At 60.3% G+C, this 23,791-nt stretch carries 20 protein-coding genes; 7 read left to right on the forward strand and 13 right to left on the reverse strand.

Annotated features, from left to right (window positions below; all coding sequences use genetic code 11):
- Positions 1 to 121: 121 nt before the first annotated feature.
- From trpE to RHP74_RS28270, 10 genes are all read right to left on the reverse strand, one after another.
- On the reverse strand, positions 122 to 1,603 hold the full coding sequence (gene trpE, locus RHP74_RS28225) for an anthranilate synthase component I (RefSeq protein ID WP_010467190.1): 1,482 nt from the start codon (positions 1,601 to 1,603) through the stop codon (positions 122 to 124).
- 71 nt (positions 1,604 to 1,674) lie between these two features.
- Entirely contained in the window at positions 1,675 to 2,493 is an 819-nt protein-coding gene (locus tag RHP74_RS28230) for a phosphoglycolate phosphatase (RefSeq protein ID WP_102595487.1), read from the reverse strand.
- Complete coding sequence (gene rpe / locus RHP74_RS28235) at positions 2,490 to 3,164, reverse strand: ribulose-phosphate 3-epimerase (protein WP_008035979.1); 675 nt, start codon at positions 3,162 to 3,164, stop codon at positions 2,490 to 2,492. The genes RHP74_RS28230 and rpe overlap by 4 nt, the downstream gene beginning before the upstream one ends.
- 80 nt (positions 3,165 to 3,244) lie before the next feature.
- Complete coding sequence (locus RHP74_RS28240; RefSeq protein WP_311096760.1) at positions 3,245 to 4,393, reverse strand: iron-containing alcohol dehydrogenase; 1,149 nt, start codon at positions 4,391 to 4,393, stop codon at positions 3,245 to 3,247.
- A gap of 219 nt (positions 4,394 to 4,612) precedes the next feature.
- The gene (locus RHP74_RS28245; RefSeq protein WP_010467184.1) at positions 4,613 to 5,437 is read right to left on the reverse strand and encodes an ABC transporter permease; all 825 of its coding nucleotides are present in this window, start codon (positions 5,435 to 5,437) and stop codon (positions 4,613 to 4,615) included.
- Between the two features lie 12 nt (positions 5,438 to 5,449).
- A complete protein-coding gene (locus tag RHP74_RS28250) occupies positions 5,450 to 6,697 on the reverse strand; it encodes an ABC transporter permease (protein WP_010467183.1) in 1,248 nt (415 codons plus the stop codon).
- A 281-nt stretch (positions 6,698 to 6,978) separates the two neighbouring features.
- Complete coding sequence (locus RHP74_RS28255; protein ID WP_311096761.1) at positions 6,979 to 8,022, reverse strand: ABC transporter substrate-binding protein; 1,044 nt, start codon at positions 8,020 to 8,022, stop codon at positions 6,979 to 6,981.
- Between the two features lie 48 nt (positions 8,023 to 8,070).
- Positions 8,071 to 9,195, reverse strand: coding sequence for an ABC transporter ATP-binding protein (locus RHP74_RS28260; RefSeq protein ID WP_010467179.1), 1,125 nt, complete (start codon positions 9,193 to 9,195; stop codon positions 8,071 to 8,073).
- A gap of 327 nt (positions 9,196 to 9,522) precedes the next feature.
- Positions 9,523 to 10,164: a response regulator transcription factor gene (locus RHP74_RS28265; protein ID WP_154501908.1), complete on the reverse strand. Its 642-nt coding sequence runs from the start codon at positions 10,162 to 10,164 to the stop codon at positions 9,523 to 9,525.
- A gap of 146 nt (positions 10,165 to 10,310) precedes the next feature.
- The gene (locus tag RHP74_RS28270; RefSeq protein ID WP_311096762.1) at positions 10,311 to 12,707 is read right to left on the reverse strand and encodes a PAS domain S-box protein; all 2,397 of its coding nucleotides are present in this window, start codon (positions 12,705 to 12,707) and stop codon (positions 10,311 to 10,313) included.
- Between the two features lie 73 nt (positions 12,708 to 12,780).
- Between RHP74_RS28270 and RHP74_RS28275 the strand changes: the two genes are divergently transcribed.
- The gene (locus tag RHP74_RS28275; protein ID WP_311096763.1) at positions 12,781 to 13,773 is read left to right on the forward strand and encodes an alpha/beta hydrolase family protein; all 993 of its coding nucleotides are present in this window, start codon (positions 12,781 to 12,783) and stop codon (positions 13,771 to 13,773) included.
- A gap of 125 nt (positions 13,774 to 13,898) precedes the next feature.
- On the opposite strand, the gene RHP74_RS28280 is transcribed toward RHP74_RS28275, so the two are convergent.
- Genes RHP74_RS28280 through RHP74_RS28290 form a run of 3 tightly spaced genes read right to left on the reverse strand, consistent with a single transcriptional unit; the run spans position 13,899 to position 16,355 of the window.
- A complete protein-coding gene (locus tag RHP74_RS28280) occupies positions 13,899 to 14,666 on the reverse strand; it encodes a TerB family tellurite resistance protein (protein ID WP_311096764.1) in 768 nt (255 codons plus the stop codon).
- 1 nt (position 14,667) lies between these two features.
- Positions 14,668 to 15,339, reverse strand: coding sequence for an N-acetylmuramate alpha-1-phosphate uridylyltransferase MurU (gene murU / locus RHP74_RS28285; protein WP_154501910.1), 672 nt, complete (start codon positions 15,337 to 15,339; stop codon positions 14,668 to 14,670).
- On the reverse strand, positions 15,336 to 16,355 hold the full coding sequence (locus RHP74_RS28290; protein WP_311096765.1) for a phosphotransferase: 1,020 nt from the start codon (positions 16,353 to 16,355) through the stop codon (positions 15,336 to 15,338). Before RHP74_RS28290 ends, murU begins: the two co-directional genes overlap by 4 nt.
- 130 nt (positions 16,356 to 16,485) lie before the next feature.
- Here RHP74_RS28290 and RHP74_RS28295 point away from each other — a divergent pair, with 130 nt between their 5' ends.
- From RHP74_RS28295 to RHP74_RS28320, 6 genes are all read left to right on the forward strand, one after another.
- Entirely contained in the window at positions 16,486 to 19,284 is a 2,799-nt protein-coding gene (locus RHP74_RS28295; protein WP_311096766.1) for an LPS-assembly protein LptD, read from the forward strand.
- Positions 19,259 to 20,581 carry a peptidylprolyl isomerase SurA gene (gene surA, locus RHP74_RS28300; protein ID WP_221107527.1) on the forward strand — a complete coding sequence of 441 codons (1,323 nt, stop codon included), beginning with the start codon at positions 19,259 to 19,261 and terminating at the stop codon, positions 20,579 to 20,581. The genes RHP74_RS28295 and surA overlap by 26 nt, the downstream gene beginning before the upstream one ends.
- Positions 20,578 to 21,567 carry a 4-hydroxythreonine-4-phosphate dehydrogenase PdxA gene (gene pdxA, locus RHP74_RS28305; RefSeq protein WP_172791806.1) on the forward strand — a complete coding sequence of 330 codons (990 nt, stop codon included), beginning with the start codon at positions 20,578 to 20,580 and terminating at the stop codon, positions 21,565 to 21,567. Before surA ends, pdxA begins: the two co-directional genes overlap by 4 nt.
- A complete protein-coding gene (gene rsmA / locus RHP74_RS28310; RefSeq protein WP_010467164.1) occupies positions 21,564 to 22,382 on the forward strand; it encodes a 16S rRNA (adenine(1518)-N(6)/adenine(1519)-N(6))-dimethyltransferase RsmA in 819 nt (272 codons plus the stop codon). Before pdxA ends, rsmA begins: the two co-directional genes overlap by 4 nt.
- Before the next feature lie 123 nt (positions 22,383 to 22,505).
- Complete coding sequence (apaG, locus tag RHP74_RS28315; RefSeq protein ID WP_010467163.1) at positions 22,506 to 22,886, forward strand: Co2+/Mg2+ efflux protein ApaG; 381 nt, start codon at positions 22,506 to 22,508, stop codon at positions 22,884 to 22,886.
- On the forward strand, positions 22,886 to 23,770 hold the full coding sequence (locus tag RHP74_RS28320) for a symmetrical bis(5'-nucleosyl)-tetraphosphatase (protein ID WP_010467162.1): 885 nt from the start codon (positions 22,886 to 22,888) through the stop codon (positions 23,768 to 23,770). The genes apaG and RHP74_RS28320 overlap by 1 nt, the downstream gene beginning before the upstream one ends.
- Positions 23,771 to 23,791: the final 21 nt, after the last annotated feature.

The following is a 23,791-nucleotide window of genomic DNA, read 5'->3' on the forward strand; positions in this document are numbered from 1 at the left end:
TGTGGCGAGCGATCTTGCTCGCGCTCGGCTGCGAAGCAGTCGTCGATTGGGCCTGCTTCGCAGGCCAACGGGAGCAAGCTCCCTCGCCACAACGGCTCACTCCCACAGATGTTGCGTGAACTCAGGCGTCCGGGGTTTGTTCGGCCAAGGCTACGGCGCGGAACATCGCGCGGCGCTTGTTCAGGGTTTCTTCCCATTCCAGCGCCGGCACCGAATCGGCGACGATGCCGCCGCCGGCCTGCACGTGCAGCTCGCCATCCTTGATCACGGCCGTGCGGATCGCAATGGCGGTGTCCATGTTGCCGTTCCAGGCGAAGTAGCCCACCGCCCCGCCGTAGACGCCACGCTTGACCGGCTCCAGTTCGTCGATGATTTCCATCGCCCGAATCTTCGGCGCGCCCGACAATGTGCCCGCCGGCAGAATCGCCCGCAGCGCGTCCATCGCAGTCAGCCCGGCTTTCAATTGGCCAGTGACGTTGGAGACGATGTGCATCACGTTGGAATAACGCTCGATGACCATCTTCTCGGTGAGTTTCACCGAACCGATTTCCGACACCCGACCGGTGTCGTTACGGCCCAGGTCGATCAGCATCAAGTGCTCGGCGATTTCCTTGTCGTCCGACAGCAGGTCTTTTTCCAGCGCCAGATCGGCCTCTTCGTTAGCCCCGCGTGGGCGAGTGCCGGCAATCGGGCGCACGGTGATCAGGTTGTCTTCGACCCGCACCAGCACTTCCGGCGAACTGCCGACGACGTGGAAGTCGCCGAAGTTGAAGAAATACATATAAGGCGTCGGATTGAAGCAACGCAGCGCCCGGTACAGATCGATCGGCGCAGCCTTGAAGTCGATCGACATGCGCTGGGACGGCACGACCTGCATGCAGTCACCGGCCAGGATGTATTCCTTGATGGTGTCGACGGCTTTTTCGTAATCGTCCTGGGTGAAACTCGAACGGAATACCGGGTCAGCCGACTGTTGCTTGCTGAAATCCAGGCCGCGGCGCGGGGTGATCGGCTGACGGAGTTTTTCCAGCAGCTCTTCCAGTCGCGCCTGGCCTTGCTCGAATGCATCGTCCTGCGACGGATCGGCGAGCACAATGGCGTGCATTTTCCCGGCGAGGTTGTCGAACACCACCACCGCGTCGGAGACCATCAGCAGAATATCCGGTACGCCCAGCGGATCCGGGTTCGGGCATTTGCCCAGACGTTTCTCCACATAGCGCACGCAGTCGTAACCGAAGTACCCCACCAGACCGCCATTGAAGCGCGGCAGGCCGGGAATGGTTGGCACGTTGTAGCGGGCTTTGAATGCTTCGACGAAGGCCAGCGGATCTTCGGCTTCATGGCTTTCGATCTCGACGCCGTCGTGGGTCACGCTGACGTGATGATCATGAACCCGCAGCACGGTGCGGCACGGCAGGCCAATGATCGAATAACGGCCCCACTTCTCCCCGCCCTGCACCGATTCCAGCAGGTAGGAGTTTGGCTCGTCGGCCAGTTTCAGGTAGATCGACAGCGGCGTGTCGAAGTCGGCCAGGGTTTCGCAGGCCAACGGGATACGGTTATAGCCGGCAGCGGCCAAACGCAGGAATTCTTCGCGGATCATGGGGTAGCCTCGTGGCTTGAGGTGCTAACAGTCAGGTATGCAAACGCGCCGGAAAGCCGGCCAGAATCGAGTCAGGCGCGCCAACGCCAGCGGGCCAGGGCCTTGATGACTTTCATCCAGAGTTTGCGAGTGACCACCACGATGACGTTTCCAGAAGGGGATTGAGCAACGTCGGGCAACGTTATCTCAGAGGCTGGATCCAGGCAACCGGGAATTAGCTTGCGCAGATCGTCGATCACCAGCGCCGGCGACTCTTCCGAAATCGGCCGACCGTGGTTGTAGCCGTAGCTGAGGGCCACGCACTTGACCCCTGCCGCTTTCGCCGCCAGCACATCGCTGCGTGAGTCGCCGACAAACAGCGACTGCGAGGCCGGTATGTTGGCCATTTTCATCACGAAAAACAGCGCGGCCGGGTCAGGTTTCTTCTGCGGCAAGGTGTCGCCGCCGATGATCCATTTGAAGTAACGGCCGATTTTCATCTGATCCAGCAGTGGCGCGACGAAGCGCTCCGGCTTATTGGTGATCAGCGCCATTTCGACACCCTGCTTGTGCAGCCATTTCAGGGTGTCACGCACGCCGGGATAGACCACGGTCAGATCATGGCTCTCGCTGTAAGCCTCCATGAAGATATCCAGCGCGCCCTCGGCTTCGCCATCGTCGACCGCCGAATGGTCGATGCCACCGGCCAGCGCACGGCGGACCAGCACCGGCGCGCCATTGCCGACCCATTCACGCACCGACTCGATGCCGGCGGGTTGACGCCCCAGTTTGAGCAGCATGTTATCCACGGCCACAGCGAGGTCGGGGACCGAGTCGACCAGCGTGCCATCCAGATCGAACATCACCAGCCGTGGCAGACGCCCCGGAAACAGCTGCTCAAAGCCACTCATGGACGAGCCAACGCCAGTTCGGAACGCATCTTTTCAATCACCTCTTGGTAGTTCGGTGCATTGAAGATCGCCGAACCGGCGACGAAGGTGTCCGCGCCAGCCGCAGCGATTTCACGGATGTTGTTCACGTTGACGCCGCCGTCGATTTCCAGGCGGATGTCACGGCCGGAGGCATCGATCAGCGCGCGTGCTTCACGCAGTTTGTCGAGGGTGCCGGGAATGAACTTCTGCCCGCCAAAGCCCGGGTTGACGCTCATCAGCAGAATCATGTCGACCTTGTCCATCACGTACTTGAGTACGTCCAGCGGCGTCGCCGGGTTGAACACCAGGCCGGACTTGCAGCCGCCCTCGCGGATCAGTTGCAGGGAACGGTCGACGTGCTGCGTGGCTTCGGGGTGGAAGGTGATGTAGGTCGCGCCGGCCTCGATGAAGTCACCGACAATGCGGTCCACCGGGCTGACCATCAGGTGCGCGTCAATCGGCGCGGTCACCCCGTATTTGCGCAGCGCGGCGCAAACCATCGGGCCGATGGTCAGGTTTGGCACATAGTGGTTGTCCATGACATCGAAGTGCACGAAGTCGGCGCCGGCGGCCAGGACGTTGTCCACTTCTTCACCCAGGCGGGCGAAGTCGGCGGAGAGAATCGACGGAGCAATGACGAAGGGCTGCATGACGCACCTTTTTTGAGCAGAATCACGATGGCGCGCATTGTATACCTCATGCTTTGACGCGCGCGACGTGGCCGCGATGATCAGTACGCCGCTCGGTAGATCTTCTCGATATCGACGGCGCTCAATTTACGTGGATTGTTGCGCATCAGGCGCTCGATCCCCGCCGCTTCCACAGCCATGGCCGGGATCGCATCCTCCGGCACACCGAAACTGCGCAGACCTGGCGGAATCTCTACCGCAGCGCACAATGCGGTCATTGCCTCCACGGCTTTGTCCGCTGCTTCATTGGCGCTCAGATGGACAGTCCTCACCCCCATGGCTTCGGCAATATCCTGCATACGCTCGACGCAGGCCATCTTGTTCCACGTCATGACATACGGCAGCAGCAAGGCGTTGCTGACGCCATGAGCGATGTTGAAACGCCCGCCCAGCGGATACGCCAGCGCATGCACCGCGCCGACCCCGGCATTACCGAAGGCCATGCCGGCCATCAGGCTGGCGGTGGCCATGTCTTCGCGGGCTTGCAGGTTGGACGGGTTGGCGTAGGCCTTGGGCAGCGCTTTGGCGATCAGCTTGATGGCGCCGATGGCCAGGGCATCGGTGATCGGCGAGGCGTTGACCGACAGGTAGGATTCGATGGCATGCACCAGCGCGTCGACACCGCTGGCGGCGGTGACGCTGCGTGGGCAGGTCAGGGTCATTTGCGGACTGACCAGCGCCACGTCCGGCAATAGATAGTCGCTGACAATGCCCTTCTTCAATTGCGCGACCTTGTCGGAGAGGATCGCCACATTGGTCACCTCCGACCCGGTGCCAGCCGTGGTCGGGATGGCGATCAGCGGCGGGCCTTTGCGCGGCACCTGATCCACACCAAACAGATCCTCCAGCGCACCGTGGTAACCGGCGTAGGCCGCGACGCTTTTGGCGATGTCGATGGCGCTGCCGCCGCCGAGGCCAATCAGACCGTCATGCCCGCCCTCGCGGTAAACCCGCATGCAGTCTTCGACGATGGCGATTTCCGGGTCTGGCAGCACACGGTCGAAAATCTCGTATGATCGATCGCCCAACTGCGCCAGCGCCAGCTCGACCGTGCCGGACTTGACCAGCGCCGCATCGGTGACGATCAGCGGGTTGTCGATATCCAGGCGGGTGAGTTCGGTGGCCAACTGCTCGATGGCACCTGCGCCAGTGATCAGTTTGTGAGCGATCTTGAAAGAGGAAAGACTCATCGTGCGCAGCCTCTTATAAATAGGGGAGCTGGGCACAATAGTAGCTGGGGATTGGGGTTTGTCTGCTATTCAGGTTGTGAATGACCCAACATCCCGAAACACCTTGAACTCCTGTGGGAGCGAGCCTGCTCGCGATAGCGGAGTATCAGTCGACATCAATATTGAATGTCAGTCCGTCATCGCGAGCAGGCTCGCCCCCACAGGGGATGGTGTGTGGGTTTAGACCTGGGCGGTGCGCAGTTTTTCGCTGCGGCCACGCAGCCACTCGAGGGTCAGCAACAGGATCACCGAGAAGGCGATCAGCAGGGTTGCTGCAGCGGCAATCGTCGGGCTGAGGTTTTCGCGGATCCCGCTGAACATCTGCCGAGGCAACGTCGCTTGTTCGGGACCGGCGAGGAACAGCGTCACCACCACTTCATCGAACGACGTCGCGAAGGCAAACAGCGCACCCGAGATCACACCCGGCGCAATCAGCGGCAACGTCACCCGGCGGAACGCCGTCAGCGGCGAAGCCCCCAGACTGGCAGCGGCGCGCACCAGGTTATGGTTGAACCCCTGCAAGGTCGCCGAAACAGTAATGATCACGAAAGGCACGCCCAGCACCGCGTGCACCACGATCAGCGAGAAGAAGCTGTTGCCCAGGCCCAACGGCGCAAAGAACAGGTAGCTCGCCACACCGATGATCACTACCGGCACCACCATCGGCGAGATAACCAGGGCCATGACCAGCGCTTTGCCCGGGAAATCACCCCGAGTCAGGCCAATCGCCGCCAGCGTTCCGAAGATCATCGCCAGCACCGTCGCCGCCGGAGCGACGATGATGCTGTTCCTCAATGCCCGCATCCATTCCGCCGAGGCGAAGAAGTCCTGATACCAGTGCAGCGAGAAGCCTTGCAGCGGATAGACCAGGAAACTGCCCGAGTTGAACGACAGCGGAATGATCACCAGCACCGGCAGAATCAGGAACAACAGAATCAAGCCGCAGAGAATCCGCAAGCTGTAGAACCACACCCGCTCAATGGGCGACATATAAGGACTCAGCATTTCATTCTCCCCTTAGCTCAGGCGCAGGCGACTGGCGCCCACCAGCCAGCTGTAAATCAGATAAAGCACCACGGTCGCCAACAGCAGCAGCCCACCGAGTGCGGTCGCCATGCCCCAGTTGATGCTGGTGTTGGTGTAGAAGGCGACGAAGTAGCTGACCATCTGATCGTTCGGGCTGCCCAGCAACGCCGGGGTGATGTAGTAGCCGATGGCGAGGATGAACACCAACAGGCAACCGGCGCCGACACCGGCATAGGTCTGCGGGAAGTACACCCGCCAGAAACTGGCGAACGGGTGGCAGCCGAGGGAAATCGCGGCGCGCATGTAGGTCGGCGAAATGCCTTTCATCACGCTGTAGATCGGCAGAATCATGAACGGCAGCAGGATGTGCACCATGGAGATGTAAACGCCTGTGCGGTTGAACACCAACTCCAGCGGCTTATCGATGATGCCCAGCGCCATCAGGCCGCTGTTGATCAAGCCACCCGATTGCAGTAACACGATCCACGCGGCCACCCGGACCAGGATTGAGGTCCAAAAAGGCAACAACACCAGAATCATCAGCAGATTACTTTGGCGTGACGGCAGGTTCGCCAGCAAGTAAGCCAAGGGATATGCCAGCAACAAGCAGATCACGGTGATGATCAGGCCCATCCAGAACGTGCGGGCGAAAATGTCGAGGTAGATCGCCTGGTCAGGCGTAGCCGGTGCGATTTCGCCGAGGTCGTCGATGCGATGATCGACAGCCGCCAGCAAATAGTACGGTGTGATGTTGCTGGTATTGCGGCGCACCGCTTGCCAATAGGCCGGGTCGCCCCAGCGTTCGTCGAGGCCTTCCAGCGCTTCTTTATAAGAGGCCGGTTCAGTGGCGAACGGCAAGGCGCGGGCGGTTTTGGTCAGCAGGCTGCGGTAGCCGGCCAACTCCATGTTCAAGCGCTTGGACAAGTCGCCCAGGGTCTGATTCTTGCGCGCTTCAGCGAGGTCTTCGCTGGCCGCTTTGTACACCGGCTCGGCGGGCAGGCCGCGGCCGTCCCAACTGGCGATGGCCGCCACAGTGCGCGGCATGCCGCCGACCACTTCTGGGTTACCAACGCTTTTGTAGAGCAGCGCCACGATCGGCACCAGGAACACCAGCAACAGAAACAGCACCAGGGGCGCGATCAAGGCCTGGGCCTTCCAGCGGTTGATCCGCTCGGCGTGCTTGAGCCGCTGCTTCAAGGTGGGGTCAGTGCCCGCGTTCAGGGGAATGGCGGTGGCCATGGCGTACTCCGGAAATCTTTGATCGTTGCAGAGGCAGGCAAGCCACCTCTGTTCCTGATAACTACATATCACCCCTGTAGGAGCGAGGCTTGCCCGCGAAAACGTCGGCACATTCAACATTAATGCTGACTGACACGCCGCCTTCGCGGGCAAGCCTCGCTCCTACAGGGGACTGATCGTTCCCACGCTCTGCGTCACAGGGACGCGGACCATCCCGGGCGGCATTCCCACGCAAAGCGTGGGAACGATCATCCGCAGAACCGTCGTCCTGTGTGACTTGCTTATTTGGCAGCCCAGGAATTGAAGCGCTGCTCCAGTTGCTCGCCGTTGTCAGCCCAGAAGCTGACGTCGATCTGCACCTGGTTGGCGATGTTTTCCGGGGTGGTCGGCATGTCTTTCAGGACATCCTTGTCCAACAACGGTACGGCTTGAATGTTGGCCGGGCCGTAAGCGATGTTTTCCGAGTAGGTCTTCTGCTGCTGCGGCGCCACCGAGAACGCGATGAATTTCTTCGCCGCTTCAGCGCGCTTGGCGTCCAGACCTTTCGGGATAGCCCATGCGTCGAAGTCGTAGATACCGCCGTTCCACACGACTTTCAGGTTGCTTTCTTTCTGCACGGCGGCGATCCGGCCGTTGTAGGCCGAGCTCATGACCACGTCACCGGACGCGAGGTATTGCGGCGGTTGTGCGCCGGCTTCCCACCACTGAATGCTTGGCTTGAGCTCATCGAGTTTCTTGAATGCACGGTCCTGACCGTCTTTGCCGGCCAGCACTTTGTAGACGTCTTTCGGCGCAACGCCGTCGGCCATCAGTGCGAATTCCAGGGTGTACTTGGCGCCTTTACGCAGGCCGCGCTTGCCCGGGAATTTTTTGGTGTCCCAGAAATCCACCCAGCTGGTCGGTGCCGAGGCCAGTTTGTCGGCGTTGTAGGCCAACACGGTCGACCACACGAAGAAACCTACGCCGCAAGGCTGGATCGCGCCCTTGACGTAATCTTCGGATTTGCCGAACAGCGCAGGATCAAGTTGCTCGAACATGTCTTCGTCGCAACCGCGAGACAGTTCTGGCGACTCAACTTCCACCAGGTCCCAGGACACGCTCTTGGTGTCGACCATGGCTTTGACCTTGGCCATCTCACCGTTGTATTCGCCAGCCACGATCTTGCCGTTGCCTGCCGCTTCCCACGGTGCGTAGAAGGCTTTGACCTGCGCCGCCTTGTTCGCCCCGCCAAAGGACACCACGGTCAAATCCTGGCCCGCCGCCATCGCGTGTGCCGCACCGATCATGCCTATGACCAAAGCGGTGAATTTCAGGGATCTCAACATTTATTGTTCTCTCCACGTGCAGGGTTGGTGTTGGTGTAGCCGGGGCGATCAGTTCGCCTCTAGAAGGGGGTCGAGCGCGCGAACGTGTTCGACCTGCCAGCCAAGCGGTACCACGTCGCCGACAGCCAGCGCGGGATCGAGCTCGGCAATCGGTTGTTTCACGAAGAAGTCGGTCTTGCCGCAGACTTCCAGGCGAACCCGGACGTGGTCGCCCAGATAGATGAATTCCGCTACCCGCCCTGAGAAGCGGTTGACGCAGGACTCGCTGGAGCCGTTGAGGCTTACGCGTTCCGGGCGAATCGACAGCGTGACCGGTTCGCCGGTTTTGCCGACGTTGACCGCCAGGGCTTCAACCTTTTCACCGCGGCCGAGCTCGACGATGCAGCGGTCGCCGGTCTGGCTGTGCAAGCGGCCGTTGAGGCGGTTGTTCTCGCCGATGAAATTGGCGACGAAGGTGTTTTTCGGCTCTTCATAGAGGGTGCGCGGCGCGGCGATCTGCTGGATCTCGCCCTGATGGAACACCGCCACGCGGTCGGACATGGTCAGGGCTTCGCCCTGGTCGTGAGTCACGTAGACCACGGTCACGCCGAGGCGCTGGTGCAGGTGTTTGATTTCCATCTGCATGTGTTCACGCAGTTGTTTGTCCAGCGCGCCGAGGGGTTCGTCCATCAGCACCAGTTGCGGTTCGAACACCAATGCGCGAGCCAGGGCCACACGCTGTTGCTGACCGCCGGACAGTTGTGCCGGGTAGCGCTGGGCGAAGGCATCGAGCTGAACCATGCTCAGCACGCGTTTGACCCGGTCACTGACATCGCTCTTGTTCAAGCCGCGCACGGTCAGCGGGAACGCCAGGTTCTCGGCGACGGTCATGTGCGGGAACAACGCGTAGTTCTGGAACACCATGCCGATGTCCCGCTTGTGCGGCGGTACGTTGTTGATGGAGCGTCCGGCCAGCTGGATTTCGCCGGCGGTGGGTGTTTCGAAACCGGCGAGCATCATCAGGCTGGTGGTCTTGCCGGAGCCGGAAGGCCCGAGCAAGGTGAGGAACTCGCCTTTGCGAATCTCCAGGTTGAGGTCTTTGACGATCAGGTTCTCGCCGTCGTAGCTTTTTTGCACTCCACGAAAGCTGACCAGAATGTCACTGGCCCCTGCGTTTGAATCGACCTGGCTCATACCCACACCTTTTTTGTTGATGACTGCTGTGGACTAAGCCTAGTGGACGCTGCCGACCGCGCAAATCGGGGCGCAGGAGAGAATCGCCTCAGCGGGATGGAAGGTTGGGTGTAGGGATTGCCCTACAAGGATGACGCGTTTTGGCAAACGCAGCGGCAAGTGGTCAGCTAAGGGCCGCAAGGACGGGCAAAAGCAGGTTTGCGGTGTGTCGCAAATGGATATGACGACGAGATTCCTGTAGGAGCGAGGCTTGCCCGCGAAGGCGCCCGCGCTGGCGCTAAAAGCTTCGCGGGCAAGCCTCGCGCCTACAGAGGATCGCATTCAGATCTAGAGGAGTTTGTGTTCCATCGCGTACTTCACCAGTTCCGCCAGTGAGGTGATGTTGAGCTTTTGCATCAGCCGCGCCTTATGGGTGCTGATGGTTTTGCTGCTCAGGGCCAGTTGCTGGGCGATATCGTTAACGTTGGCGCCCTGGGCCAGGCGTTCGAACACCGAGAACTCACGCTCCGAGAGCAATGAGTGCAACGGCCGCGAATCGGTCAGGCCGACTTCGAAGACCATGCGGTCCGCCAGGTCCGGGTCAATGTAGCGACCGCCCGCAGCGACCTTGCGGATCGCTGTCAGCAACAGCGCCGGATCGCTGTCCTTGGTCGCATAACCCGCGGCGCCGACCTTTAATGCCCGGGCAGCCATTTGTGCCTCGTCGTGCATCGACAACACCAGGATGGCCGGCGGATTGTTCAACGCACGAATCCTTGGAATCGCTTCCAGGCCATTGACGCCAGGCATGGAGATGTCCAGCAACACCACTTCGCAGGGCACATGCCGCAAGGTTTCGAGCAACTGCTCGCCATTGCTCGCCTCCCCTACCACCAGCAAGTCCTTGGCCAGGCCAATCAACTGCTTGATGCCTTCACGGACGATGGTGTGGTCTTCGGCTACCAGTACACGGATCACAGTCTTCTCCATTCTTTTTATGTAAGAGCCAAGATCATTCTCGGGCAAGCTCGCTCCTAAAGTGGACTGCGGGGTATATCAGCTATCTGCGCACCTGCCCGAATCCCTGTGGGAGCGAGCCTGCTCGCGATGACGAAAGCAAAGTCACCACGAAGACTTCAGCCCTCATCCACCGGCACTCGCACACTCAACGTGGTGCCCTCCCCCGGCTCACTCTCCAGCGACAACCGCCCGCCCATGATCAACACCCGCTCACGCATGCCGACCACACCGAAGGACGTTGCCCTGCCCGTGGCGGGGACAAATCCTACGCCATCATCGCTCACCGTCAGACACAACTCGTCACCTTCCAGCGTCAATGTCAGTTCGACAGTATGCGCCTGGGCATGCCGCATAACATTGGTCAGCGCTTCTTGAAGGATTCGGAACAGCCCAATGGCCTTGGCATCACTGAGCACCGGCAGGTTCTCCGGCACCTGCACCAGACATGGAATCTGCGTGCGCGCCTCGAAGCGCCGGGCCTGCCACTCGATCGCCGAGGCGATCCCGGCATCGAGAATCGGTGGTCGCAGCGCGGTCGCCACATCGCGCACCAGTTGGAACAGCTGCGCAATCAGGCGTTTCATGCTGTTCAAGCGCTCGTTCAGACCAGGGTCGAGCTGGGCGTAGGCCAATTCGCACATGGAGGTTTCCAGCTTCAGCACGGTGAGCATCTGACCCAGTTCGTCGTGGACCTCGCGGGCAATGCGCGCTTTTTCCTCTTCCCGTACGCTCTCCAGGTGAGCGGAAAGCTCACGCAGTTGCTCGCGAGAACTGGCCAGTTCCAGTTCGATGCGCTTGCTCTCGCTGATGTCCCAGACAATCCCGTCCCAGACATAGGCGCCATCTTCGAGCCGACGAGTGATGGCCTTGATCTCGGCCCAGCGCTGCTCGCCCGAACGAGTAAGAATCCGCCCCTGCCACGACCAGTCACTGTCGGTGTCCAGCGCATGGTCCTGAGTCTGGTGATAGCTGGCCTTGTCGTCCGGGTGCACCAGGCTGCGCAGGCCTTTGTCACGGTGGGCCAGGGTCGCTGGCGAATAACCCGACAGGCTCTCGCTGCCTTCGCTGATGTAGGCAAAGTCGATCTGCCCTGTCACCGGCGCCCGCTCAAGGCGGAAGACCAATCCCGGAACGTTGGCCGCAATCCCCTGCAACCGCGCTTCGCTTTCCTGCAACGCCGCCAGGGCGCGACGACGTTCGGTGACGTCGTTGAGGTAGACCACCAGGTATTCACCACCACGAAAGCGCATAAAGCTCAACGAAACATCGGTCGGCAGGATGCTGCCATCCGCTCGCACACAGTTGGTTTCGAAACTTTGCGGCCCTTCTTCGCTGGCCCGGGCACGCTTCCACAGGTTCAGCCAGCGGTCCATGTGCAGGCCCGGCTCAAAGTCGATCAGCGGCCGATCCATGATGCCGCCGACCGGATACCCGAGCATGGTTTCGGCCGCGCGGTTGGCGTAGCGCACGTGGCTGTCCCAATTGACCCAGAGGATGCCGACGGTGCTCTGATCGATGGAAAATTGCGTGAGGCGCAACGCCTCTTCGCTGGCCTCGCGCAGGGCGATGTCCTCGCGCGCCTCCAATAGTCGCTGTTCCAGACTGTGCTGCTGGCGGCGCTGCCAGAACACGATGGCCATGCTGCTCAACATCAACACCGCCATCAACAGGGTGAGGTTTTGCCAGAAGCCCGGGGTCTCGGTCAGGCGCGGGTATTTGGGTTGCAGCCATTGGTTGTGCAGCTGCTCCAGGTCCTTGGCCGGAATCGCCCGAAGTGCGCTTTCGACGATGCCCGCCAGTTCCGGTTGGTCCCGCCGAGTGGCTACTCGCAGCAATTGCGGCAAGCCGATGTCACCCACCACGACCAGCCCGGCAAATTCAGGCTCGACGGACAGCCGCCCCAATTGCGCTTCATCGACCACGGCATAACCGGCCTGCTGACTCAGCAACAATTGCAATGCCTGGCGCTCGGTCGGTACGCCTTGCAGGTTCAGGTGGGGATAGTTGCCGCGCAGATAGTCAGCCGTCGCACTGGGCATGCGCACAGCGACGCGGGTTTGGCTGTCGAGTTTTTCCAGCTCCACCGCGCCGGTGCTTTTCTGGTCACTGACCACCAGTTGCGGCACCCGCATGTAGGGGTCGGAGAATTGCCAGAACCGCAGGCCGGCGGGGGTTTGGGTGAGCCCGGGAGCGATGTCGATTTCACCCTCGCGCGCGGCGGCTTCCAGTTGCGCAAGGTCGGGGAAATTACGCCAGCTCAGCTCGACCTTGAGCACTTTGGCCAGCCATTTCATCAACTCGACGTTGACCCCCGACAGGCGCTGCAAGCGGCGATCGTATTGCGCGTAAGGCGCCTGCAGCACCAGCCCGACACGCAATTCGCTGTGCGCCGCCAGCCACTGTTGTTGCTGGGGCGACAGGGGCGCGACGTACGTCGGTGGCGCGGAAGCCGCCCAACTCATCAAGGGAAACCACAAACAGCCGATAACCCACAGGCAGCGAAAACGCATCATCGAAGTCTCACACACTGACAAATACTGACCAACCCATTAGGCTGCCGGAATAACTTCTGGCCTGGAATATCCGATGCCCCCTGTCTACCGCCTGGCACTGCCAGCATTGTGCCTGTCGCTGATCCTGCCTTGCGCCTTTTCCGTCGAGGCGGCCGACCCGGCGCCTGCCGCTGCGGAAAAACCCGCAGAAGAAAAACCGGTCGAACGCCAGCCACTGCTTGAGCGTAGTCAGGAAGAAGCGACAGCACTTGAGCGACAAATCCCCGCGCAGGAACAGCAACAGCTGCAAGCGGGCACCGACACCTTTCTTGCGCTGTGGAAACCGGCCAACACCGCCGAGCCCAAAGGCGCGGTGATTATCATCCCAGGCGCAGGTGAAACCGTTGACTGGCCGCAAGCAATCAGCCCGTTGCGTAACAAATTGCCCGACGCGAAGTGGAGCAGCCTGAGTATCACCTTGCCGGACGTGCAAAGCGACGCCATTGCACCACGCGTCATGGAAATGCCGCCAACGCTCAAGGCGCCGGAAACCGGCAGCAAGGACTCGACCACGGCAGCTCCCATCGAGCAAGCGGCAGGTGGTGAAGCGGAAGTAGCCGACAAGGCCATCGCCGAAACCACCGAGGAACAGTCAAAGGCCGCCGCCGAACGCATCTTTGCTCGAATTGATGCGGCCATTGCGTATGCCGAACAGCAAAGCGCTCGCAGCATCGTGGTGTTGGGCCATGGCACAGGCGCTTATTGGGCCGCGCGCTATTTGAGTGAGAAGCAGCCGTCGCAAGTGGAAAAATTTGTGATGGTCGCGGCACAGACGCCTGCCGCGGCGAAACCCGAACTGGTCGAACTGACGCCGACACTGAAGCTGCCGACGGCAGATATCTTCTACATGGATAAGCCGCTGGATCGCAACGCAGCACTGGCACGGATGCAGGCTAGCAAGCGCTTGAAGTCTTCGGCGTTCAGCCAGGTGTCGCTCAAGGCGTTGCCCGGTAATGCCAGGGCAGAGCAAGAGCAACTGGTACGCCGGGTGCGCGGGTGGTTGAATCCGCAGAAGGCGGCGGACTGAAAGACCGCGTCGCCCCCATCGCGAGCAAGCCTAGCTCTTACAGGTTCTGTGTTGTATGACGCGAAACCTGTAGGAGCGAGGCTTGCCCGCGAAGACGGTATCCCTGGCGACACGAATCTTTCCAGCTACCGAAAATCCCGCCGCTCACGAATCAACGTATAAGCCGTATGCAGTTCGCGAGTCTTGTCCGTCGCCTCACGCACCTGCAACGCCGTCGCACCGCTGCCGGCAATCTTGTCCGGATGATGGCGACTGAGCAGGCGTCGATAGGCACGCTTGATCTGCGCCGGCTCGCTGGTCGCCGTCACCCCCAACAACCGTAAGGCATCCTGATAAGTCAGGGTGCTGCTGACTTGCGGTCGCTTGTGCTGATCGTAGTCAGCCGCCAACGCCAGTACTTGTTGCGGCGTCCAGCCCAGCCACTTGCCCCACAGGGCCAGCAATTCACGTTCATTATTCCCCGCACGCCCATCGGCCCAAACCATGCGCCAACAGGCGCGCAATACGCCTTCCGCGGCGTGGGGCTGAGCACTCAAGCGCCGCAGATACCCGCGCAACCGGTCACGGCCCGACTTGCCGCGATTGAACGCGGCAATGGCACGACGCTGCGCCGGTTCGGTCATTTCCAGCGCACGCATTTCCTGGCGAGCCTGCTGGATGTGACCATCCACCACGTGTCCATCGCTCTTGGCCAACCGTCCCAGCAACACGAACAACAGTTCATCGTTGCGCAGCATCGGACGACCGCCGAGCTTTTCACGCAAATGCCCCCAGCTTTGCAGGTGCAAGCGCCGATCCAGCGCCTGTCCCAGCAAAGCACCGAGCATGGCCCCCGGAATGCTGGCTATGGCAAAGCCCGCTCCGGCTCCAATCAGAGTCCCTGGCCACAGCATCTCAGCGTCTCGCTTCTATCAGGGTTTCAACTTCAGCCAGGCGTTCGTGCGTGCCGACATCCACCCAGTGTCCGCTCAGGCGTTCGCCGGTAACCTGTCCATCCGCCATCGCTTTGCGCAGCAACGGCGCCAGTTTGAAGGCGCCGGCCGAGCAACCGTCGAACAGTTGCGGATGCAGCACGGCAATGCCGCTGTAGGTCAGGGTGTCGGCGTCGGGCTGACCGTCGCGCACTTGCCCGTCGACCAGCGTGAAATCGCCGGTCGGGTGATGGGCCGGATTGTCCGCCAGCACCAGGTGCGCCAACCCGGCGATGGGTTGATGCAGCACGCTGAAGTCGTAGTCAGTCCAGATGTCACCATTGACCACCAGGAATGCTTCATCGCCCAGCAGAGGCAATGCGCGGAAGATACCGCCGCCGGTTTCCAGTGGTTCCCCTTCCGGTGAGTACTGAATACGCAGGCCGTATTGCGAGCCGTCACCCAAGTAGCTTTCGATCTGCTGACCGAGCCAGGCGTGGTTGATCACAATCTCGGTAAACCCGGCGTTTGCCAGGGCTTTCAAGTGGTACTCGATCAGAGGCACGCCGCCGGCACGAACCAGCGGTTTGGGCGTGGTCAGGGTCAGCGGGCGCATGCGCTCGCCTTTGCCGGCCGCCAGAATCATCGCCTTCATGCAGGGGCTCCAGCGCGCAGGCTCAGCAGCAACACATCCAGCTCGGCCAGCTCAGGACGGCGGGCGATCACTGCATCTATATAAGCAAAGAAGCGCGGCACATCGGCCAGGTAGCGCGGCTTGCCGTCGCGATGACAGATGCGGGCGAAAATGCCGATCACTTTCAGGTGACGCTGCACGCCCATCAGGTCGCTGGCGCGCAGGAAGTCTTCGAAATCAGGCTGCACGGGAATGCCGAGATCTCTGGCTTGCTGCCAATAATTTTCCAGCCAGGCGTGCACACGCTCCTCGGGCCAACTGAGGAAGGCGTCCTTGAACAGACAAGTCACGTCATAGGTCACCGGGCCGTAGACCGCGTCCTGGAAATCCAGCACGCCGGGGTTCGGCTCGCTGAGCATCAGGTTGCGAGGCATATAGTCGCGATGCACCAGCACTTTAGGCTGGGCCAGGGCGCTGTCGATCAGCAGCTCAGTCACGTGCTGCCAGAGCATTTGCTGCGCCGAGTCGAATTCGATGCCCAACTCGCGCTTCACGTACCACTCGGGGAACAGCTCCAGCTCACGACGCAGCAAAGCCACGTCGTAACTCGGCAACGGCGCGACCATCGGCAATTGCTGGAAAGCCAGCAATGCTTGCAGGGCATCCTTGAACAAATCGTCGGCGTTTTCGCTATCAATCACGTCCAGATAAGTCTTGTTGCCCAGGTCATTGAGCAAAAGAAATCCGCGCTCGAGGTCTTCGGCATAAATTTTCGGCACATTTATTCCGGACTTCGCCAACAAAAAAGCGATATCCACGAAGGGTTTGCAGTTTTCCTGGGGCGGTGGCGCGTCCATCACGACGAAACTTCTGCCTTCGCCTTCCCAGCGGAAATAGCGCCGAAAACTCGCATCACTACTGGCCGCGGTCAATGTGGCCGGGGGTACGACGCCCCAGCCCTGTTCTGCAAAGAGGATAGCCAACTGCTCATCGAGCCAAACTTTCAGGTGTTGCAAACGTACATCTTGGTCAGGCATTGCAAGGGTCTCCGACGGCGCTAGCCGTCAAGCGGGTCATGCTTTATTATCCAGCATCTTTTTCAGACCATCGAGAGGCGTGCGGCCCACACCGCGGGCAGATGGCACGCAGGAAGCCCGGACTAATAAGATGGCATTGAAATCCCCCGCGTTTCGTAAAAAATTTCCGTTGTTGGTTACCGGCAGTCTGCTGGCCCTGCAACCCCTAGCCACTTCTTTCGTGGTCGCCGCGGAACAGTATGACTGCTCAGTCTCTGCTTCGGGTGCCTGGGACTGTGCGCCAAAAGCGCCAGCGGCGGCATTGCCTCCGCGTCCCGTCCATGACGGCAGCGCAGTTTCCGCCACCGGCGAACCTGCGTCCGAAAGTGGCACCAGTGAAGACACTGGCGCCAAGCCTGTGCTGGTTACCGAGTCCAAAGGACGCGGCCTGAAGTCGCGTAGTGCAGACTACAGTCACCTCGACTGGGTTCCGCGCGAGAACCTCACGGCAGCGCAACTGGCCGAGACCGGTCCTTACTGCTCTGGTTCCTATATCGAACCGATTCGTCCTGGCATGAATGACAAGACGAATAAAAGTGACGCTCCAACCTTTATCGGCGCGAAAGCCTCCCGCTATAAGCAGGAAGAGCAAGTCGCGACCCTGGCCGGTGACGTCGTCATGCGCCAGGGCAGCATGCAGGTTGAAGCCGACGAAGCGAATCTTTACCAGGCCGAGAGCCGTGGCGAACTGAGCGGCAACGTGCGCATTCGCGACAACGGCGCACTGATCGTGGGCGACCACGCCGACGTGCAGCTCGATACCGGTGAAGCCAAGGTCGATAACGCCGAATACGTGATGCACAAATCCCGTATCCGCGGTAACGCGCTGTACGCCAAACGTGCCGAAAACGCGATCATCCGCCTCAAGGATGGCACGTACACCACGTGCGAACCGAACAGCAACGCCTGGCAGCTCAAGGGCAACAACATCACCTTGAACCCGGCGACCGGCTTCGGTACCGCAACCAACGTGACACTGCGGGTCAAGGACATTCCTGTCCTGTACACGCCGTACATCTATTTCCCGATTGATGACCGTCGTCAGTCCGGCTTCCTGCCGCCGACTATCGGCACGGGCAGCGATACTGGCTTCATGCTGGTCACACCGTATTACTTCAACCTGGCACCGAACTACGACGCCACGTTGTATCCGCGTTACATGAGCAAGCACGGCCTGTTGATGGAAGGCGAGTTCCGTTACCTGACCCCGTCCAGCGAAGGTCAGTTTGGCGCCGCGTACCTCAACGACGAAGACACCGATCGCAGCAAGCAGACCGACTACCAGAAAAATCGCTACATGTATAACTGGCAGCACAAGGGTGGTCTGGATTCGCGGGTCTTCACGCAGGTTGATTACACCAAGATCAGCGATCCGTATTACTTCCAGGATCTGCAGACTGATCAAATTGGTGTGAAGAGCGCCGATTACGTGAACCAGCAGGGTTCCGTCACTTACCGTGGCGACAGCTATACCGCTCGCGTGAACGCTCAGGCTTTTCAGCTGGCGACCGTTTCAAACATCACGCCGTATGACCGTTTGCCGCAGATCACCTTTGATGGTGCACTGCCGTATCATCCGGGCGGACTGGATTTCAATTACAACACTGAAATCGTGCGGTTTGATCGTGACTTGGAAAACGGCTCCTTCACTGATGAAGACGGCAACGTGTCCCCACGCCTGGACACAAACGTTTTCGGGCTGGCTCGCGCAAACGGTGATCGCCTGAATGTCGCCCCGGTTGTCAGCTATCCGATGAATGCCAGCTATGGTTTCCTGAAGCCATCCTTGAAGTACCAGTACACACAGTACCAACTGGATCTGGACAACAAGGGTAAAGCCGACATTGCGGCGCAGAATGCGGAACAAGACAAACTCAACGGTACCTTCGGCACTAACCAGAGCCGTGGCGTGCCGATCGCGAGCATCGACAGCGGCCTGTATTTCGATCGCAACACCCAATGGTTCGGCAAAAACTATCGCCAGACACTTGAGCCGCGCCTGTACTACCTCTATGTCCCGGAGAAGGATCAGGAAGACATTCCTGTCTTTGATACCGGCGAATACACTTTCAACTACGCGTCGCTGTTCCGTGACAACCGGTTCTCGGGTTCCGACCGCGTCGGCGACGAAAACAAGCTGTCGCTGGGTATAACCAACCGCTGGATCGAAGACAACGGTTTCGAACGTCAACGCATCAGTGTCGGCCAGGCCTTGTACTTCAAGGACCGCGAAGTTCAGTTGCCGGGTATCGATGCAAAGACCCGCGACGATGCGCACTCCAACGTGTCGCCTTATGCGCTGGAATACGAATACCGCTGGAACCGCGATTGGCGCACCACGGCCGACTACAACTGGGACCCGGACAGCCGCAGCCCTCGCTCGGGCAGCGCGATGTTCCATTACCAGCCTGAAGACAACCCGAACAAGGTCATCAACGCCGGCTATCGCTATCGCAATGACCAGGTCCGTTACGACCAGAACACCGGTAAATGGTCGGTGGGCGGTGGTGACTACGGCACCCCTGGTCAACCTGGCTACGTGAAGGACTACTACAAAATCCAACAGCACGACTTCTCGGTGATCTGGCCGGTCGTGCCGCAATGGAACGTCATCAGTCGCTGGCAGTATGACTACAACCGCAACCGTACCCTGGAAGCCTTCGGTGGTTTCGAGTACGACAACTGCTGCTGGAAACTGCGCCTGATCAATCGTTACTGGGTTTCGTATGACGAATTCAGTCAGAACGCCCCGGAAAACGAAAAAGGCGACCACGGCGTATTCCTACAAATCGTTCTGAAAGGTCTCGGCGGCCTCACCGGCGCCAAAGTAGAGAGCTTCCTCGACAAAGGCATCCAAGGTTATCGTGAACGTGAAGACCAAGCTTTCTGATTGTCTGCGCCCGCTAGTGCTGGGCGCGCTGTTCCTGGGTACTGCGGCGAACGCCGCGGTACAGTCCATCGATAAAGTGGTGGCTATCGTCGACAACGACGTGGTCATGCAGAGCCAACTGGACCAGCGTGTTCATGAAGTTCAGCAAACCATCGCCAAACGCGGTTCTGCGGTTCCGCCGGCCGGCGTGCTGGATCAGCAGGTGCTTGAGCGTCTGATCGTCGAAAACCTGCAATTGCAGATCGGCGAGCGTTCCGGCATCCGCATTACCGATGAAGAACTGAACCAGGCTGTCGGCACCATTGCCCAGCGCAATAACATGTCGATTGATCAGTTCCGTGCGGCCCTGACTCGCGACGGCCTCTCTTATGAGGACGCACGGGACCAGATTCGTCGCGAAATGATCATCAGCCGTGTGCGCCAGCGTCGTGTGGCCGAGCGCATTCAGGTGTCTGAACAGGAAGTGAAGAACTTCCTCGCTTCCGACCTCGGCAAAATGCAGCTGTCCGAAGAATTCCGCCTGGCCAACATCCTGATTCCTACGCCGGAAAGTGCCAATTCCGAAGCGATTCAGAATGCGGCGAAACAGGCTGATGCGGTTTACCAGCAGCTCAAGCAAGGCGCTGACTTCGGTCAGTTGGCAATCGCCAAATCCGCCAGCGAAACCGCACTGGAAGGCGGCGATATGGGCTGGCGTAAAGCCGCTCAATTGCCACCTCCGTTCGATCGCATGCTGAGCACCATGACCGTTGGCGACATTACCCAGCCAATGCGCACGCCGGGGGGCTTCATCATCCTGAAGATCCTCGACAAGCGTGGCGGTGAGACCCAGACCCGTGACGAAGTGCACGTGCGTCACATCCTGGTCAAACCGAGCCCGATTCGTGACGAAGCAAAAACCAAAGCTCTGGCTGAATCGCTCTATACCCGAATCGAAGCGGGCGAAGATTTTGGCGAACTGGCGAAAAGCTTCTCGGAAGACCCGGGTTCCGCCCTCAACGGTGGCGACCTGAACTGGATCGACCCGAACGCATTGGTGCCCGAGTTCCGCGAAGTGATGGCCAAGACCCCGCAAGGTCAACTGTCCAAGCCGTTCCAGACTCAATATGGCTGGCACGTTCTGGAAGTCCTTGGCCGCCGCGCCACCGACAGCACGACCCAGGCCCGTGAGCAGCAGGCGATGACCGTACTGCGTAACCGCAAATACGACGAAGAACTGCAAACCTGGCTGCGTCAGATCCGTGACGAAGCGTATGTAGAGATCAAACTCCCTGGTGCAGACCAGGCAGCGCAGTGAAACCCAAGCGTTTCGCGCTGACACCCGGCGAACCGGCCGGCATAGGTCCTGACCTGTGCCTGCTGCTCGCCTCGCAAGCCCAGCCACATCCCCTGATTGCCATAACCAGCCGCGACCTGCTCCTTGAGCGGGCCGCGCAGCTGGGTGTGGTCGTCGATTTGCTGCCGGTAACACCGGACAGTTGGCCGGATGCCCCGGCACCCGCCAACAGCCTGTATGTCTGGGATACCCCGCTCAATGCACCGGTCATCGCCGGGCAACTGGACAAGGCCAATGCGGCTTTCGTTCTGGAAACCCTGACCCGTGCGGGCCAAGGCTGCCTCGACGGGCATTTCGCCGGCATGATCACCGCCCCCGTGCACAAGGGCGTGATCAATGAATCGGGCATTGCCTTCTCCGGGCACACCGAATTTCTCGCTGACCTGACCCATACCGCACAAGTGGTGATGATGCTTGCCACCCGCGGCTTGCGCGTGGCGCTGGTCACCACTCACCTGCCCCTTCGGGAGATTGCCGATGCAATCACCCCGGAGCGTCTGGAACGGGTCACACGCATTCTGTACTCCGACCTGCAACAAAAGTTCGGCATCGCCCGGCCACGCATCCTGGTCTGCGGGCTAAACCCGCACGCCGGTGAAGGCGGACATCTGGGCCATGAAGAAATCGACATTATCGAACCTACATTAGAGCGCCTGCGCGGCGAGGGCATGGACCTTCGCGGCCCCCTGCCCGCCGACACTCTGTTTACCCCCAAATATCTGGAGCACTGCGACGCGGTGCTGGCGATGTACCACGACCAGGGCCTGCCTGTGCTGAAATACAAAGGCTTCGGCGCGGCAGTCAACGTGACCCTGGGCTTGCCGATCATCCGCACATCGGTCGACCACGGCACTGCCCTGGATCTGGCCGGCAGCGGCAACATCGACACCGGCAGCCTGCAAGTCGCCCTGGAAACCGCCTACCAGATGGCCGAGACCCGTATATGACCGAGCATTACCAACACCGGGCGCGCAAGCGTTTTGGCCAGAACTTCCTGCACGATGCCGGCGTTATCGACCGCATCCTGCGCTCCATCCACGCCAAGCCTGAGGACCGCCTGCTGGAAATCGGCCCGGGCCAGGGTGCACTGACCCAGGGGCTGCTGGGCAGCGGCGCGCAACTGGACGTGGTGGAGCTGGACAAAGACCTGATCCCGATCCTCAATCAGCAGTTCGCCGGCAAGAGCAACTTCAACCTGCATCAGGGCGACGCGTTGAAGTTCGATTTCAACAGCCTGAACGCAGCCCCGGGCAGCCTTCGGGTCGTCGGCAACCTGCCATATAACATCTCTACGCCGCTGATTTTTCACTTGCTGCACAACGCCAGCCTGATTCGCGACATGCACTTCATGCTGCAAAAGGAAGTGGTCCAGCGTATGGCGGCGGGCCCTGGTGGCGGTGACTGGGGCCGTCTGTCGATCATGGTTCAGTATCACTGCCGGGTTGAGCATCTGTTCAACGTTGGCCCCGGTGCGTTCAATCCGCCACCGAAAGTCGATTCGGCCATCGTGCGTCTGGTGCCTCATGCGGTGCTGCCGCACCCGGCCAAGGATCACAAGCTGCTGGAGCGTGTTGTGCGCGAAGCCTTCAACCAGCGCCGCAAAACCCTGCGCAATACCCTCAAGTTGCTGCTGAGCAACGACGAAATCACGGCAGCCGGTGTCGACGGCAGCCTTCGTCCAGAGCAGCTCGACCTTGCCGCCTTCGTGCGCCTTGCCGACAAGCTCAGCGAACAAGTCTTGGCTACTCCCGCCGTCGACTGACAGCCGACGAGCGTTATCGGGTAGGACACCAGCGCCCATGTCTGGTTTACTACCCGATACTTGGCCTAGACTGAGCTCCATCAGCTACGCCCCGCGTCCCGCTTCGCTTTTAAGGCCTCTTGCATGTCCGATCCTCGTTATCAGGTCGACGTCAGCGTCGTCACCCGCTATCTGGCAGAACAATCGCAACCCGAGCACAACCGCTTCGCCTTTGCCTACACCATTACCGTGCACAACAATGGCGAGCTACCGGCCAAACTGCTGTCTCGGCACTGGGTCATCACCGATGGCGACGGACATGTCGAAGAGGTTCGCGGTGCGGGCGTTGTCGGCCAACAACCGTTGATCGAACCAGGCAAGAGCCATACCTACAGCAGCGGCACCGTCATGACCTCCAAGGTCGGTACGATGCAGGGTACTTATGAAATGATCGCCGACGACGGCAAACACTTTGACGCCGTTATCGCGCCATTCCGCCTGGCGGTGCCCGGAGCCCTGCACTGATGGCGACGTATGCCGTCGGAGACCTTCAAGGCTGCCTTGAAGCCCTGCAATGCCTGCTCAAAAAAGTCGCTTTCGACCCTGCAAAGGATCGCCTGTGGCTGGTGGGCGATCTGGTCAACCGTGGCCCGCAGTCGCTGGAAACCCTGCGTTTTCTCTACAGCATCCGCGAATCGCTGGTGTGCGTGCTAGGCAACCATGACCTGCACCTGCTGGCCGCCGGTAAGAACATAGAACGCCTGAAGAAAACCGATACCCTACGCGAAATTATCGAAGCCCCCGATTGCGCCGAGCTGCTGGAATGGCTACGCCAGCAAAAACTCATGCATTACGACGAACAACGTAACGTTGCGCTGGTGCATGCCGGTATTCCCCCGCAATGGTCGCTGCGCAAAGCACTGAAGTACGCCGCCGAGGTCGAGACGGCGCTGCGCGACGACAATCTGCTGCCGCCCTACCTCGACGGCATGTACGGCAACGATCCGGCGAAATGGGACAGCGACCTCAGAGGCGTCACGCGCCTTCGGGTGATCACCAACTATTTCACCCGCATGCGTTTCTGCACGGCCGAAGGCAAGCTGGACCTCAAGAGCAAGGAAGGCCTGGGCACTGCGCCACCCGGCTACAAACCCTGGTTCCAGCACAAGGAACGCAAGACCAAAGGCGTGAAAATCATTTTCGGGCACTGGGCCGCGCTTGAAGGCCAGTGCAACGAACCGGGCATCTCTGCGCTCGACACGGGTTGCGTCTGGGGCGGTGCCCTGACGATGATGAACGTCGACAGCGGCGAACGCCTGTCCTGCAAATGCGACGAGCATGGCCATGCCGCCGCGCCGCCAGTCGCCCCACGAACTAGCGAACAAACGCCAGCCAGCGCCCAGCGCTAGACTGCGCTTTCAGCCGAGCCA

Source organism: Pseudomonas sp. SG20052, assembly GCF_031766055.1.
Classification (GTDB): domain Bacteria; phylum Pseudomonadota; class Gammaproteobacteria; order Pseudomonadales; family Pseudomonadaceae; genus Aquipseudomonas; species Aquipseudomonas mandelii.